The organism is Actinopolyspora sabaoui, assembly GCF_051225635.1.
Taxonomy (GTDB): domain Bacteria; phylum Actinomycetota; class Actinomycetes; order Mycobacteriales; family Pseudonocardiaceae; genus Actinopolyspora.
In genome coordinates this window covers 1-14,958 of the sequence record NZ_JBMIHH010000008.1, presented here as the reverse complement: position 1 = coordinate 14,958, position 14,958 = coordinate 1, and the positions used below count along the sequence as shown (strand labels likewise).

At 65.0% G+C, this 14,958-nt stretch carries 11 protein-coding genes and 2 pseudogenes; 6 read left to right on the top strand and 7 right to left on the bottom strand.

The annotated features are described in order from the left end of the window. Nucleotides 1-78 precede the first annotated feature (78 nt). A complete protein-coding gene (locus ACOQFL_RS16060) occupies nucleotides 79-1,311 on the bottom strand; it encodes a cytochrome P450 family protein (RefSeq protein ID WP_435544988.1) in 1,233 nt (410 codons plus the stop codon). A 528-nt stretch (nucleotides 1,312-1,839) separates the two neighbouring features. On the opposite strand from ACOQFL_RS16060, the gene ACOQFL_RS16055 reads away from it, so the two are divergent. After that, a complete protein-coding gene (locus tag ACOQFL_RS16055) occupies nucleotides 1,840-2,064 on the top strand; it encodes a hypothetical protein (protein ID WP_435544987.1) in 225 nt (74 codons plus the stop codon). Nucleotides 2,065-2,106: 42 nt separating this feature from the next. Here ACOQFL_RS16055 and ACOQFL_RS16050 read toward each other — a convergent pair whose 3' ends face one another. Continuing rightward, nucleotides 2,107-3,699 carry a PucR family transcriptional regulator gene (locus tag ACOQFL_RS16050; protein WP_435544986.1) on the bottom strand — a complete coding sequence of 531 codons (1,593 nt, stop codon included), beginning with the start codon at nucleotides 3,697-3,699 and terminating at the stop codon, nucleotides 2,107-2,109. 261 nt (nucleotides 3,700-3,960) lie between these two features. Beyond that, nucleotides 3,961-5,200: pseudogene (locus tag ACOQFL_RS16045) on the bottom strand (NAD(P)/FAD-dependent oxidoreductase). 248 nt (nucleotides 5,201-5,448) lie between these two features. On the opposite strand from ACOQFL_RS16045, the pseudogene ACOQFL_RS16040 reads away from it, so the two are divergent. Continuing rightward, nucleotides 5,449-5,706: pseudogene (locus ACOQFL_RS16040) on the top strand (IS5/IS1182 family transposase); the annotation flags it as partial. A 9-nt stretch (nucleotides 5,707-5,715) separates the two neighbouring features. Here ACOQFL_RS16040 and ACOQFL_RS16035 read toward each other — a convergent pair. Genes ACOQFL_RS16035 through ACOQFL_RS16025 form a run of 3 tightly spaced genes read right to left on the bottom strand, consistent with a single transcriptional unit; the run spans nucleotide 5,716 to nucleotide 9,557 of the window. Continuing rightward, nucleotides 5,716-7,113 (bottom strand): flavin monoamine oxidase family protein, encoded by a 1,398-nt coding sequence (locus ACOQFL_RS16035; RefSeq protein WP_435544985.1) that lies wholly within the window; start codon nucleotides 7,111-7,113, stop codon nucleotides 5,716-5,718. Continuing rightward, nucleotides 7,097-8,029 (bottom strand): alpha/beta fold hydrolase, encoded by a 933-nt coding sequence (locus tag ACOQFL_RS16030; RefSeq protein ID WP_435544984.1) that lies wholly within the window; start codon nucleotides 8,027-8,029, stop codon nucleotides 7,097-7,099. The genes ACOQFL_RS16035 and ACOQFL_RS16030 overlap by 17 nt, the downstream gene beginning before the upstream one ends. Continuing rightward, nucleotides 8,022-9,557 (bottom strand): flavin-containing monooxygenase, encoded by a 1,536-nt coding sequence (locus tag ACOQFL_RS16025; protein WP_435544983.1) that lies wholly within the window; start codon nucleotides 9,555-9,557, stop codon nucleotides 8,022-8,024. Before ACOQFL_RS16025 ends, ACOQFL_RS16030 begins: the two co-directional genes overlap by 8 nt. 325 nt (nucleotides 9,558-9,882) lie before the next feature. Here ACOQFL_RS16025 and ACOQFL_RS16020 point away from each other — a divergent pair, with 325 nt between their 5' ends. The 4 genes from ACOQFL_RS16020 to ACOQFL_RS16005 all read left to right on the top strand — a co-directional run bounded on the left by ACOQFL_RS16020 (nucleotide 9,883) and on the right by ACOQFL_RS16005 (nucleotide 13,913). Further along, nucleotides 9,883-10,587 (top strand): transporter, encoded by a 705-nt coding sequence (locus tag ACOQFL_RS16020; RefSeq protein WP_435544982.1) that lies wholly within the window; start codon nucleotides 9,883-9,885, stop codon nucleotides 10,585-10,587. A 112-nt stretch (nucleotides 10,588-10,699) separates the two neighbouring features. Further along, complete coding sequence (locus ACOQFL_RS16015; RefSeq protein WP_435544981.1) at nucleotides 10,700-10,942, top strand: FAD-dependent oxidoreductase; 243 nt, start codon at nucleotides 10,700-10,702, stop codon at nucleotides 10,940-10,942. A 748-nt stretch (nucleotides 10,943-11,690) separates the two neighbouring features. Continuing rightward, nucleotides 11,691-11,975 (top strand): hypothetical protein, encoded by a 285-nt coding sequence (locus ACOQFL_RS16010; protein WP_435544980.1) that lies wholly within the window; start codon nucleotides 11,691-11,693, stop codon nucleotides 11,973-11,975. 504 nt (nucleotides 11,976-12,479) lie between these two features. Then, nucleotides 12,480-13,913: a NucA/NucB deoxyribonuclease domain-containing protein gene (locus ACOQFL_RS16005; RefSeq protein ID WP_435545144.1), complete on the top strand. Its 1,434-nt coding sequence runs from the start codon at nucleotides 12,480-12,482 to the stop codon at nucleotides 13,911-13,913. Nucleotides 13,914-13,992: 79 nt separating this feature from the next. Here ACOQFL_RS16005 and ACOQFL_RS16000 read toward each other — a convergent pair whose 3' ends face one another. Then, nucleotides 13,993-14,442 carry a hypothetical protein gene (locus ACOQFL_RS16000; protein ID WP_435544979.1) on the bottom strand — a complete coding sequence of 150 codons (450 nt, stop codon included), beginning with the start codon at nucleotides 14,440-14,442 and terminating at the stop codon, nucleotides 13,993-13,995. Nucleotides 14,443-14,958: the final 516 nt, after the last annotated feature.

Here is a 14,958-nt window from a genome sequence, read left to right as displayed (position 1 = left end):
GCATTCTCGTACTCGGGTAGGATGCTCTGATGAGATCGCCTGGGGAACAGGGTTACATACAGATTTTGGGCGAACCACTCAGCCGTGTTGGGCGTCGAGACGTACCGGCAGCGTCTTCAACCCGCGCAAGGCCGTCCCCGGTTGCCAGCGAAGGTCAGCCGGGTCGGCCGCCAGCCGCATCTCGGGAAAGCGATCGATGAGCTGGCCGAAGGCGATCTGCGCCTCCAGCCTGGCCAGCGGGGCACCGACGCAGTAATGAATACCGTGCCCGAAAGACAGGTTTCCACCCGCTCCGCGGCAAATGTCCAGGGTGCCACCGTCGGGAAACTTGGAGTCGTCCCTGTTCGCCGAGGTGAGGGCTACAACCACGAGTTCACCCTCGGGAATTACGACTCCGCCCAGTTCGATCGGCTCGGTCGTGAACCGCAGCGACGAAGTGTTGACCGGGCTCTCGTAGCGCAGAACCTCCTCAATCGCCCCAGGTAACAGGGAGCGATCCGCTCGCAGTACGGCGAACTGGTCGGGATGGGACAGCAAAGCATACATCCCGTTGCCGATGAGGTGGGCCGTAGTCTCGTGACCGGCGACCAACAGCAGGAAGGCCATCGACACCAGTTCCTGGGTGTTCAGCTTGCCGTCGTCAGTGGAACGCACCAGGTCCGTGAGCAAGTCGTCCGCGGGTTCGGAGCGCTTGCTCTCGACCAGCCCCTCCAAATACTCCAGCAGCTTCACGGTGTCCGCCGCCATCTGCTCCGGATCTCCACCAGCGAGCTGACTGGGGACCCAGCCGCGGAAGCGCTCCCGATCGGACGTCGGCACCCCCAGCAGCTCGCAGATCACCGCCATCGGAATCGGATAGGCCAGGGCAGACATCAGGTCCGCCTCGTCCTGGCCGGCCATGGAGTCGAGCAGGTCGGCCGTGATCTCCTCGATCCGAGGACGCAGTTTCTCGACCGCAGGCGTCGTGAAAACCCGATTGACCTGCTGCCGAAGCCGGGTGTGGTCGGGCGGGTCGGTGTTGAGCATGTGCACCGCCAGCTCGGAGGCGTACACCAGGCCCTCGCCTTCGCCACTGGTGTTCCGTTCGATCACCTTCTGCCCGACCTCGATGTTCTTAGACAGCCGGTTATCGGCGAGTGCGGCTCTGGCGTCGTCATACTTCGTGACCAGCCAGACCTTCGTCCCACCCGGCGCGATGATCTCGCGAACCGGCGCCTCGACCCTCAAGGCATCGTACAATCCGTGCGGGTCCTGCTCGAATTCTTCCTCATTAAGGCGGAGCGGCGACGCGTTTTCCTGTTCGTTTAACATAATCCCCATTCTCCCCAGGTAAGTCGTCCTCATCTAACCATCGACCCCCTCACAGATCAAGGGGTTGGGGAAACAACCCTTCCTCCGAAGGCCGGACACAAGGGTTGTGCCACTTGAGCAGCTGCTCGGACCGTCCCCACCCCGTAGTCCGGGCCGGCCCAGCCGAAAGCCGAGTCCGGCCTCTCGCGGTTGCGCCAGGCCCGAGTCCACGCGGAGCAGACACGGAGTCGGAAGCAGAAGCCGCGGTGAGACGGAGGGACAGGCTGCGTCGGACCGAACGGATCTCGTCAACGAGCTCGGCTTCCGCCTGCTGCGCGGGTATCGGTCCGACGTCCCCGTCAGCGCTGGCGACCTTGCTCGCTGCCGCCGGGTACGGACTGCTGCTGCACGCGCTGCTGGACCCCGACCTCGATGTCGGTGAAGCCGCCCACGCACTGCGCGCGTTGCTCCGTACGCAACTCTCCACACAAGGGGAAGTTCGAGGCGGTTCGCCCGCCGCTACCCCAGAACAACAATCAACACCGGATCATGAGTGAACAACCCGAGAAGACCGACACGGCCGCAGCATCGACGTCCCAGGAGACCACGCAGTGGATGGTCCTGCTGATCGTGACCCTGCGCATATACATGCTCGGGCTGGACATCGCGCTCGTTCCGTCGTACAACTTTGCTCCGTCCCTGCCCAAGCTGCGGTCATCAGCAGTGGCTCCGCCGCGCAGGTCACGAGTGAGAAGGCGATTCCCGGCGCGATGAGCGTCGCCGCGCTCGCCATAGCCACGGCGAGAGTCAACGCACTCAGGGCCGCCGGGGAGCAACGTGCCGCTGCCCGGCTAGTCGAAATGCGTACGCGCCAGGCAGCAACCGCCTCGGCCTCCTCCGCACTGATCGCCACCGACTCGGCCGACCACAGAGACCCAGGCGTGCGGTCATGACAAGGCCGGGAGTCCGCCGTCCAAGCTCGAGCGACGTCCCGCGAGTCGGTGTCCTCAGTTCTTCGAGGATGACGGAGAACAGGGCGCGACTGTCCCCCGCACCCGCCCACCACCGGGTACTTCCACGGGTTGCTGTCGAGCGGTCAGGGCAGCTCGACGGCGTGGCCGAGGGGGTCGATACCGCCGAGCTGCTGCCTGTCGTCCCCCGGACGTCTACGAGAACGGGGCCGCCACGATGTCGGGCGCGAACTCCAGAACAAGGAGTGCCGCGGCGACGTGGGGGGGGGGGGGGATTGTCCTCCACTTTGACGGTGGAGAGGTTGTTGGCGCGCGTGACGCGTCGCTCGACGGTGTTTCGGTGCGCGTAGAGACTCGCTGCCGCCCGGGTGGTGTTGAAACCGCACTGCACATACGTCAAAAGGGCTTCCCGCAGTTCTTCGTCGGCTTCGGCCAACGGGCCCAGAGTCTTGGTGACGAACCGGCGTGCGGTGGAGCGGTCCTTCGTGAGGGTGTCGATAAGCTCGACGTCGGCGTACGCCGTGAAGCGCCGGTCGGATCCGAGCCGAATCACCATCGCCTGGGCAGCGAGAGCGTCCTGGTGGCTGGACCGGAACCCTTCGAGACCGTACCCGGGCCTCCCGACCGCCGCGTGAATCTCCTCGGCCTTCGCCATGGCCTCTTCGACCTGACTGGGATCCGGAACCGCGGATCCGGAGAGCCAGATCCAACGCGCGGTGGCACTCGCGCGGGCGACGAGTGCGTTTCGACCAGCCGTCTTGGAGCATACGACCGCGACCACCTCGTCCAGGGCACCGACCTGCTGAATTTCCTCGGCCCACACCACGACGGCGACGTGCCAACGGGACATTCGATAGTTCAGGCGCCCCTCCGCGAAGTCCTGTGTCAGCGGGGCCCCGTTCGCGATCAACTGGATCACCGCGACCGCGTCGGCATCCGCGTCACCGGTCGCGGCGGCGAACATGGCATCACGCAGGGCCGACACCGAGTCGATGGCGTATTGCACCATCGATTGCGCCGATACGTCGAGGACCTCCACGAGCAGATCCCGGTCCTCGCAGTACGCCGAACACTCTTCGAGCCATCGGCGCCACGCGATCGGGAGTGCCGCCCTCCAACCTTCAGCGAAATCCGGGGTGATGCCGCGGGAAACGAGGTCACGAATGTAGGCCGAGGTCCTCGTCCCTATGTAAGGGGCCACCCGTCGCCCCGGTTCCTGGATGTTCGCGGTGAGCCACTGGACGACGTCGGCGCGGTTGAGCTGGCGATCCTCCTCGGCCAGCGACGCGTCCGAGAGCAGATTGGGATCGTCCTCGGCCGTGCGTGCGGGTACTGCCACGGCGTCGGTCAGGCCGTCCATGTCGTTCAGAAGCCGCTGGCACAGCGATCGAATCGCCTCAGCGACCTCGGGGGCGGGTGGAGGCCACAACTCCTCCATGTCGGCAGTCTGCCTCGATCACGTGGGCGTGCAACTTACGTCAGGGCGCTTTCCCCGATCTCAGACCGTCCGGCGAATGAGGGTAAGCGCATCCGCGAGCGGCGGGTACCCGCTCGGGTGGCGACATGTTGTCGCCATGTTGCCACCCGTCATGTCACCAGAGTCACGTACCACGACATCATTCGCCGGAGACTCTCAGGCGTGGTGAACATCCTTCCAGCAGCGGCCCGCGCCGTCACAGAGCAGAAGTCACCCAAACCCTCAGCGGTCCCCGCGCCCGCGACGACGCAGCACCCGTCGCGCCAGCGTCTTGCTGCCGTTGAAGAAGTCGTTGAACCGGTCCAGCCCCCAGGCCGCTCGGATGACGAACGGATTCAGCAGCCGCGCCATCGACCGCGGGTACTCCGAGACGTCCGACCAGATGCCGGCGAGGTCCTCCGACATCTCACCGTCGACCAGGTAGTCGGCGATCTGATTGGCCACGTACGGCACCTGAGCGAGGCCGTGGCCGTTGCAGGCCAGCGAGTAGTAGACGTTGTCGCCCACCTGCCCGGCGACCGACAGCCAGTCCGGGGTGATCCCGATCCAACCGCCCCAGGCCCGCTCGATGGCCACGTCGGACAGCGACGGGAAGCGATTGGACAGATCCTTCCCCATGTCCTGCACGACACCGGGATCCGGGACTCGCTCCGGGAGCGGGTAGGTCTGGCCGCGCTGCGCTTGGCGGACACCGCAGACGATGGTGTTGCGCTCGGTGAGCCGGTAGTGGGTCATCAACTGGTGCTGGGTGATGATGCCGGAACGACTGGTCCAGTCCAGCTCGGCGAGCCGCTCCGGCGCGATGGGTTCCGACTCGATCTCGATGACGTACAGCGGCGTCGAGAGATTCTTGGGCGTGATGTTCCACTCGCCGGAGTAGGCGTTGGTCGCGAGCACCACCTTGTTGGCCCGCACGGTGCCCTGCGATGTCGTGAGCTCGACCGTGCCGCCCGTCCGCCGGACATGGCTCACCCGCGACCGCTCGAAGACCTTGGCCGAGGAGGCGAGCAATGCGCGACGCACACCACGAGCGAGCTTGCCCGGGTTCAGCATCCCGCCGACGTTCTCCCGCATGCCGCCCACGAAGCCGGCCGGGAGGCCGAGTTCCTCTCTGCTACCGACGGTCCCTTGCCCACCGAAGGCGCGCAGGAGCGCCGCCTGGGTGCGCACCCTGAGCATCATGATGGGCGAGACCGCACCCCACACCAGGCCGTTCGCCACGTAGTCGCAGTCAATGTCGTGCGTCTTCATGAGGTTTTCCACGTAGTAGCCCGCGTATGTCCGCCAGTTTGACCATGACCGGCATCTTCTTCGGGGACTGGAGGCTGAGCATCCGCAGGTCTCCACCCGGCGCCCCGGCGATCTGACCACCGTTGCGTGAGGCTGAGCCGTAGCCGCAGAACTCGGCCTCCAGCAGGACCACATCCTGGTCGCGCTCGGCAAGGCGCAGCGCGGCCGCCATGCCACCCATGCCGCCGCCGATGACGGCGATGTCGCAGGTGAGGTCACCGTCCAACGCGGGCTGCACGTCGTCCGGTCGGTCGATCCAGCCGGTGAAGTTGCTGTACTTCGTGCCGTCGGTTCTCATGCTGTCCTGATCCCCTTTGGGAGCATCCGACGATTGATGATGTCCGCGTGTCGCTGTGCGTAGAGGCACGGCCCCAGAAGTGATCATGGGATTGCTGATGTCCCGAGATCGTTTGGCGGGTCGTGCCTCTGCTGCCAGTCTCGCTGGCAGAGCCGTTGTGGGGCGGGTTCGCCACACTGCTCGGCGTGGATGAGCGGCCTGAGTTCTCGCCGACGCACCCGTGGGGGTGTCATCGCCGGCGGATTCCGGACCGGACGGTGTTCGAGCACGTGCTCGCTGCGCTGGTGCATGGCAGTGGCAACCAGCGCATCGCCAGTGCGGGGTGTTCGGGCCGGACGATCCGGCGGCGGCCGCACACGTGGGCCGAGGCGGGCACGGCTACACGCTGCTTACCGGGCGCCCTTGTCAGCGCTGCCCGCAACCCGCTGTGCGACTCGTTCGGCGGCCTGCTGGCCCGTGAGCACGGCTCCGTTCATGGTCCCGGCCCACTCGCCCGCGGTTTCCACCCCGGCCCAGTGGACGCGCCCGTGGGGCTCTGCGAGGGCGCTGCCGTAGCTGACATATGTATAGGGGGCTACAGCGGGGTTCGGCCCGCCGGGGGCGAACGGTTCGGATTCGGCGCTCCAGCAGTGGTCCACGTAGTCGATGGGGATGCCCGCTTGGGGGCCGTACAGCTCGACGAGCTGTTGGATCACTCGGCCGCGCCGGTCCTCCGAGTTGAAACCGTCGAAGACGCGAGGGTCGCAGAAGGTCATCAGGACGCCTGGTCCGCTGTCGTCGGGCGAAACGTCGAAGGTGATGAACACGGGCCCGGTGTCGGTCAGCGCCTCCCCCGAAAGCCCGCTGCTCCGCCAGAAGGGCTTCTCGTAGGCGACGAACGCCTTGCTCAGCGTGCCAAGATGCCAGGTCTTCGTGACCCCCTCGGCCTTGTCCGGCAGGGCGGGTTGGAAGTCGATGTCAGCGCGGTGCGAGGGAGCGGTAGTGACGATGGCGTACTTCGCGTTGATCTCTTCCGAGTCGGTGCTGACCGTGACGCCGCTGTCGTCCTGGGTGATTCGTCGAACAGGGGTTCCCACAACGACCCTGTCGCCGAGTTGCTGCGCGAGCCGCCTGGCGATCTCTTGGGTCGTTTCGGTGATTCGATCCTGGTTCTGACCGCCCTCGACGCTGAGCATGTGGTCTATACCGCCCACGGCGCGGATGTAGCGCAACGCGTGCAGCAGGGAGACGTCCTCCGGGCCGCAGCCCCACTGCACCTTGCTGAGGATGCTCATCAGCGCACGAGTGCTCGTTCTCGCCTGCTGCTGGTCGAGCCAGTCTCCGAACGAAATCGCGTCAAGCCGGCCTGCGTCCGGGGACTCCCAGGCGGCATCGACGTTGATGGTCGAGGTCAACTCCTCCAGCGCCATCTGGATGCGGCCCACGTCTTCCAAAGCCTCGGGTGAGATCTCGGGAATGGTGCCGGTGTAGGTGCTGCGCTGGCCGGCCATCCACAGGACGTTGTCACCTTCGTCGAACTGGCTGGTCGTGGTGCACCCCAATCGGCTCGCGAGGTCTCGGATCGCGGTGTGTCGCGGTGAGACCCACGTCGCTCCGAGGTCGACCTGAACCCCGGCCACCTCGCCTGTGCGCGCTCGGCCGCCGACCCGGTCGCGACCTTCGACGACCAGGACGGACACGCCCGTGTTCACGAGCCGCTCCGCGGCGGTCAGGCCGGCGAAGCCGGCACCGACGATCACGACATCGACCGATGTAGCCTTCGAGTCGCGTTCAAGAGATTTCGACATGATTTCCTCCTTCGTCCACGCGGTTCGCGTGTTGCGAGATGTGTTGGGTGATCGGGTCGACCAGGGCCTCGGGAATGTGATGGCCCATGCCGGGAAAGGCGACGTGCCGCGCTGAGCGGATCGCCCTGACGGTCGCGGCACCGCCACTGGGAGCCACCAGCAGGTCCCGATCACCGTTGATGACCAAGGTGGGAGCAGTGATCCTGCTCAACTGGGTGGTCCGGTCTCCGGATGCCTGGATCGCTTGGATCTGACGAGCGTTGCCTGCTGCCGGGTCACCGGCGCTGCGGTCCCATCCGCGTGCCGCGATGGCGGCCTCCGCCGCGTCGTCGATGGGGTATGCCTCCCCCGCGACGTGCGCGGTGATCCGCAGGTGGGCGCGCACCGCTTCGGTTCTGGTTCTCGCCGGTGGGGCGGCGAGCAGCCACAGTGTCGACAGTGCGGGCTGACCGACCCTGCCAGCCCCGGTGGTCGAGAAGAGAGAGGTCAGGGAAAGGGATCGCCGAGGTTCCGTCGCGGCGATCGTCTGCGCGATCATTCCGCCCATGGAACGCCCGACCAGATGAACCCGCACGAGGCCCAGATGGTCGAGCACTCCGACGCCGTCCTCGGCCATGTCCGCCAGCGAGTAGCCATCACGGCGGGGGAATCCCAGCATTTGACGCCACAGCCGGGGCTCCGGTGTGGCCGTGAACGTGGATCGGCCGACGTCACGATTGTCCATGGCTACGACCCGAAAGCCTCTGACGACAAGCGAGTGAACGAACGAGCCCCAGAAGGTGAGGTCCTCGCCCAGTCCGGCGATGAGCAGGATCGCGGGGTCGGCCTCGCCGCCGTGGTCGCGGAAGCAGATCGTTGTTCCGGACGGGAGGGTTACGTACTGGTCGACGCTCCCGCGGCCGCTGTTCTCAGACACTGGCAGACCGCCTCCCACCGGCCGGCCGCGCCGTCAACTGGCTGACGCCAAACCGGAGGTTCTCGTCCGACACCGGACCGCGGAGTGCCTTGGCGTCCTCGGGGTACGACATCGCCATCCGCCAGGGGCTGGCCAACCCCTGCTTGGGCAGGACCGCCTCCCCGCGTTTGACATAGCCGGCGTTCAGGTCCACGACCGGCTTGTGCTCCATCCCCGGCGGCGGGACCGGGACCGCCCAGTCATGTCCCTGGGCATCCATGTGCTTGACCAGGTCGATGAAGTAGCGGCACATCAGGCTCACCTTGAGAGTCCAGGACGATGTCGTATAGCCGATCGCCATCGCCCAGTTCGGGATCCCGCTCAGCAGCATCCCGCGGTAGCTGACCGACTCCGCGATGTCGATCTCGCGGCCGTCGACCACGATCGGCATTCCGCCGAAGAGCTGCATGTTCAACCCGGTCGCGGTGACGATGATGTCGGCCTCCAGCTCCTCGCCCGACTTCAGAACGATTCCGCGTCCGCTGAACCTCGCGATCGAGTCAGTGACGATGGAGGCGCTGCCGGTTTTGATCGCATCGAAGAAGTCACCGTCCGGTGCCAGGCACAACCGCTGGTCCCACGGGTCGTACGGCGGGTTGAAGTGCTTGTCGACGTCGAACCCCTTGGGCAGGCGCTTGATGTTGTGCCGCCGGATCAGCGCACGCCCGGCCCTGAGGAACGCCCGCAGACCCTTGACGATCGCGTGTTCGAGCCAGATGTTCTTGAACCTCGTCGCGGCGTAACCACGCTCTTCACCGAGAAGCTTCGTGAGAGTCACAGCGAGTCCGTCAACGCGGGACATCGCCATGATGTAGCTGGGGGTGCGCTGCAGCATCGTCACGTGCTGGGCGGCACCCGGTCCTGTGCTCATGGCCGGCACCATCGTGACCGCGGTCGCCCCGCTGCCGATGATGACGACCTTCTTGCCGCTGTAATCGAGGTCTTCGGGCCAGTGCTGGGGATGTACCACCGATCCTTCGAAGTCCTCGCGCCCCGGAAACTCCGGGGAGAATCCCTCGTCATACCTGTAGTAGCCGGTGGCAGCGAACACCCACCTCGCGCGGATCGTCTTGGTGCTGGTCGCTCCTGTGGCAGGGTCGGTTGCCTCAACGCTCAGGGTCCACTTCGAGTCCGCTGAGAACCATTCCGACCTCACGACCCGGTGCCGGAACCTGATGAGGCGCCCCAGGCCGTTCTCGTCGACGGTTTCCTGGAGGTACTCCCGGATCAGGGGCGCGTCCGCGATCGCATTTTCGTGGCGCCACGGCTTGAACTCGTAGCCGAAGGTGTGAAGGTCGGAATCCGATCGGATCCCCGGATAACGGAACAGATCCCAGGTGCCACCGATGTTGTCACGACCTTCCAGAACGATGAGCGACTTGTCGGGGAGTTCCCGGCTGAAATAGGTCGCCGCGCCGATCCCGGATATTCCCGCTCCGATGATGACGACGTCGAACTCCGCGGCTGCTTCCGAGTCCTCAGTGGCCATAGCTGCTTCCGACTCCTCACTGATCGCGGTACCGGCGTATCCACCGTCACCGGCATGTTCACCGTCCCTAATCGTGAACCCCGGTATCAACAACAACACGCACCTGTTTCGGTCGAAACGAGTGCAGGATGCACCAAGCCGACTTCTTCAGAGCGTCACCGATTGACAAGCGATGTGACACGCACCATTATCGCTCAAATCCGAAGCGGGTGAGTTCGTTTGAACAATTCGGCAGCCATGCACGAGATGGCCATTTGAACTCACGATCGAGCACCTGTCGTCACGTCGTTCCGCCCCGACCCGAGCCCCGAAAGGAACCAAGACAGTGAAGGATCTGATCTTCCTGCTGGCGGATCTCTGGATGATCTTCGCCGGCTTCGTCTTCGGGTGGAAATTCATCCGGAACCACAGCAATTACCTCCTCGGGCTCGAGTGGATGATCGTCGCGACGTCCGGCTCCAACTTCCTCCTCTGGTCACTGCTCGGAGGCGACGAGCACAGCGTTTTCTACGACATCGCGTACTTCCTCGACGCGTTCTCACGATCGGTCGGCATCACTCTGATCCTCGTCCTTGGTCTTATGGCCGTCACTCATCGGTACAAACCGACGCTCGCCGTCGACATCGGCGTGTTCGGACTCGCCATCGCCGCCGGGCTCTACCTCCGGCACTTCCACGGCGAGGACATTCATGCCGCCCCCACAGCGTTCTACGTCGCTGCGTTCTATGTCGTGGTCAACCTGCTCACGACGCTCTTCCTGGTTTACTTCGCCAGGCGACTTTGGAGCATCGGCTCCAAATGGCTTGCGATCTGGACGGGTCTGGTCACCGCTGCGGCGTCGATCATCGCGATCACGTACGACTTCTTTCCGCTCCCGTTCGACGACGAGCAACGCACGATCTTCTACACCGCCGCTCTGGCGACATGGGGCACCCAGGGGTTCGTCTACTACTTCGCATACCGCGCGCTGCACGTCCACAACGCGGCGACGGGTGTCGAGCCGACTCAGGAAGCGAGTGCGAAGTCATGAAGACCGACAACGTGGAGTACAGCACCTTCACCGGCTGGATCGACCCGCCCGCGGACATCCTCCCAAGCCTCGATGGCGACCTCACGTGCGATGTGGCCGTGGTCGGCGGGGCATGGGCGGCATGGCGACGGCGCTGCGGCTCGCCGAGCGCGGTCAGGACGTGGCGCTGCTAGAGGCCGAGTTCTGCGGCTACGGGGCCAACTCCCGCAACGGGGGACAGATCGCAGGCGTTCCCGGCGGCGACCTCCGACTGTTGAGCCTCCTCCACCCCAAGAAAGTGCCCGGCACAGTGCGGCTGGGAGAACTCCGCGCGCTTCGTGAAAAACCTGATCAAGACCCACGACATCGACTGTGACTACGAGCCCAACGGCCTCGCGCACGCTGCCATGTCACGTGGACAGATGCTGCGAACACGTACCGTGTCCGCGTTCGCGACGCGCTTCCCCACCCTTGCCGACGTCGCCGTCGAGTGGGCGTGGGGCGGCTGGACCGCGTTCACCTCGTCCTGGCTTCCGATCGCCGACCGGATCGAGGACAACATCTACTACTCGATCGCGTGCAACGGACACGGACTGGCCCAGGCACCGTACGTCGGGGGCTCATCGCTGACCGGATCGTGGACGGATCACGGCCCGAGGACCTGGACGCCATCTGGGCGAAGGAGCCGAAGTTCCCTCCCGTCACGATGTTGGATCCACTCGGCCTGCGCACAGTGTGGACTGTGGACCGCTTCAACGACCTGGTCAACGGCAGTCGGCGCCGCGCCCGTAGCGCTGCCGCCCCGAGGTCCCGGTCACCAGACAGGAGGACGTCTTGACTCCTGCTCCGACATTCCACGAGCCGGGTCGACGCGAGGAAAGCGACTTCGACTTCTCGATGACGGCCCGCTGGGCATCGGCAGGCTTCCCCACCCTCCTTCTCGCAGGACTTGGTGGGTGAGCCAGCCGACTCCACCTTGTGGCACGGAATCGTCGCACCGGTGCTCGCCCTGGTTGGCTTGGCGATGAACGCTTTGGCTGGCGACCAAGAACATCGCACTGCTGCTTCAGGACGACGTCGCCGCCGGGTATGTGCCCCGCTTCCGCCGCTCCCAATCGGACCGGGTGGCCCGTTCCCGGCAAGCCGCCCACCACCCATCGCCGCCCCACCGCAAGAGGCACACCGAGGGCGCCTCGGCACTTCCCCCGTTGGACAACTTCGCCCTGGACTACGCGCGCACCGTCGACCTGGGCTGGCCCACCGCCAAACTCGTGCTGCTACTGCTGACCACCCGAGCACAGATCCTGGGAATACCCAGCGACGACAAATCAGACGATGCCTTTCGTGTCAACAGAATCGCAAACCAGGCCGAGTTCGACGCCCTGGCGACCGAAGCGGGAACACGGTGAGGTGTTGTGGGCGGCGCTGCGGCATCTGCGAGAACTCTTGCACTGCGAGGTGCTCCCCACGAGCTCCCTTTGACGAATCCGCCCACCATGGTGGAAATCCTCTACGGCCCGGCTTACGGCACCCCAGCCGGGAGTAACCGAACCAGACAGGCTTAACCCGCCACGCCGCACGCCCACCAGCGAGCTCACCAGTCTGCGGCATCGACGGACGTTCGAGCTCAGTTCCTCGGTGGACAGCGCCAGCAAGTGCTGCCCAACCGGCCCGGGCCCATCGTGGTGGGGTGGGGCCGCAGTTCAGTCCGGATTGCTCCGCCAGGGGCTTTCTGCGCCGCCATGTGAGTGATTGGTGCTGGGTTTCCTACTGATCTGGTGACTGCTTTGCTTTCCTACTCACGTGATTACAACACGTGACGAAGGGACGCTTGTGTACTCGTTGGATGTCGATGTCGTCGTCGCCGCACCACTGCCGATGTGGACTGAGCGTTGTCGGGGGGTGGTGTGATTATGCAGCGTGGTGGACGTGGTGTCGCCGTTCTCGCCGCCGCGGCGTTGCTCGTGCTGATGCCGGCGGGCACGGCCGCCGGACAGGAATCGGGGCGTACGCCGTCCTCGGCCCCGCCGGGCAAGGGACCGAGGCATCAGCAGCAAACCTGGTTGATCAATGACCCCGAGCTTGTCGCCAACCCGCAGCGCGTCGTTGACACACTGCGCCGCACAGGGTCGTTGGACACGCTGGGGGTAAATCCCGTCACCGATATGAAAGGGCCGGTGTCGTATCAGCAGCAGCCGGCCTCGTACACGGTGGACAGTGACCGCTTTCCTGGAGGCACCAAACCGGCCGATCCGTATCAGTACATCACTGAGCAGGAGTGCGCCGCGAACGGGCAAGCCGTCCGAGAGCAGGGATGGATCAAAAACCGCTTCTCCTACTGCCAGCGCACACTCATGGTCAGAAGACACCTGCGCTGCGGACCTCGTGGTTGTCGGCTAGTTGGCCTGTTTATAGGGAGGCCGACGGTTCTCGGGCATGGCAAACACGGGGGCTACCCGGAAGAACCCACCGACCGGTGGGCCCACTTCGAGTTTCAGCTCAACCCGCTGCTGGTCACAGGCCCTTATCGGGGTGCCGATTTTACTGTGCGGTTCCACACCGACGGTGAGTACCCCGATGGAGGGGATTGGTTCGCCGATCCCTGCAAGATCGGCGAGAAAGATGGTCGCGACGATTCCCTGCGATCCTGGATGGCTAGTGACGGGGCGGAGATCGACCTGGTCTCCGAAGCCGACGCGCCTTCGGCAGAGCAAGGCGAAGAGATCGCGACGTGCACGTTCCATCCGGTCTACGACTTCGATATGCCCGGCTGGGACGCGGACCAACCCATCCACGGCTACGAGAGCGGCATGCGCTTCGACAGTGCCTGGTACCTGGCATCGAGCGACTCCTCACGCCAACTCGGATCGGTGTTCGATCGCACCACACCCGGGATGGTGTACCGGCGTGACGACACCCCCGTTGCAGGTGTGGCCGACCACATCGGGGATGCCCGCGCCAACCCGTCGGCCACGGTTCCTTCTCGGTCGGACAAGACCCTGGAGGGAGCCAGTCCCCAGGACACGTTACGTAGGCTCGCTCCGGGCGCGGGGCAGGCACAGCAGGACCGCTACGCTGCCAATCGCCGTGTGGTTCGCAACTTCTGCCGCAGCTCGAACATGCCTCCCAAACCGGGACCAGGTAGGTACGACTGCGACGAGTACGCCTTCGCTTCGACCTACGAGGGCGCTGCCCGCCACAACTACGAGGGCAGCCAACACGAGGGACACTACTCAGTGCGTTGGGTCGACCGTGATCAGAACCAGGAAGCTGGTCGTCGACTAGGGCGTTGGTACATCAACCAGCGCATCCTCGACAGCGACGAGTTCTTCGTTCCTATCCGGTAAGGGCGACACCCCCGCGTCGGTGGGCACAACGAGGCCTACCGACGCGGCAGTGCCACCGAAAAATCTCAGGGCTTGCTGATCAGGCGCTTGGCCAGTACTGGGCAAGTGCGAACCCTTCCGGGCTCTCGTCATCCTCCTGCTGCTCCGGTTCGAGTTCCCGCCACGCCACCCGCACCTGATACTCCCCCGGAGCTGGCAGCGCGAACACGTCTCCTTTACCTCCCGCGGCAATCTCGTCAACGCCCAGGCGACCACTGGGCATCCGCACCACGGCCAGCCCACTACGCGGCCAGTCCCGCTCCTCGAGCGGGGCCGGGCCATCCCAGCACTCCAGACGCAGACCAGCAGTGATGATATCCTGCTCGGCCTCCACATACACCGCCGCGACCCCCACACTCATCCACTGCCCAAGCTCGGACGGCGCCTGAGGCGGATCCGTCCGATCCTGCTCACAAGCCTGATCAACAATCCCGAACAAGTGATGATCCACCGTCACCACCAGATCGGTCGCCGCCAACAACCGCGCCATCACCCCTCCTTACGCACCCGAACCACTCACCTCGCCCCTTCGGGATCTGCACCGGTGATCCGGCTCATCGCCGAGGCCGAAAGGGGGTGAACAGTTCGCGCCACCACTGCAACCGGTCATAGGAATTCTGCGGCATCAATGCCGCACCAAACGAACGCAGAAAAACGCCGCCACCAAGAGAACGCACGCCCAGCACAGCAGGGCACCTGGGAAGCGAAACTCCTCAGCTGTCCGAGAGTCGGCACAATCTACTCCGTGCATAGCCCGTATTCGGAGGTACGGCCCTGACGAACGTGGTGTCTTCTCGGGTCCTGCGTGTTCCGCTCTTGGCCCCAGACATCACTCGTCCGAACCGAGAACGCACCGGCAGTGAACGTCCCCTACGCCATCACACCGTCCAGGCACCATCCAGGTAACGACGGACGGAGACGGGCCAATCCTACCCTGGCCTCTCCGGTCGCCGACCTTATCGACTGGACAGGAGAACACTACCCCCGTGGTGCCCCCCCCCAAAAT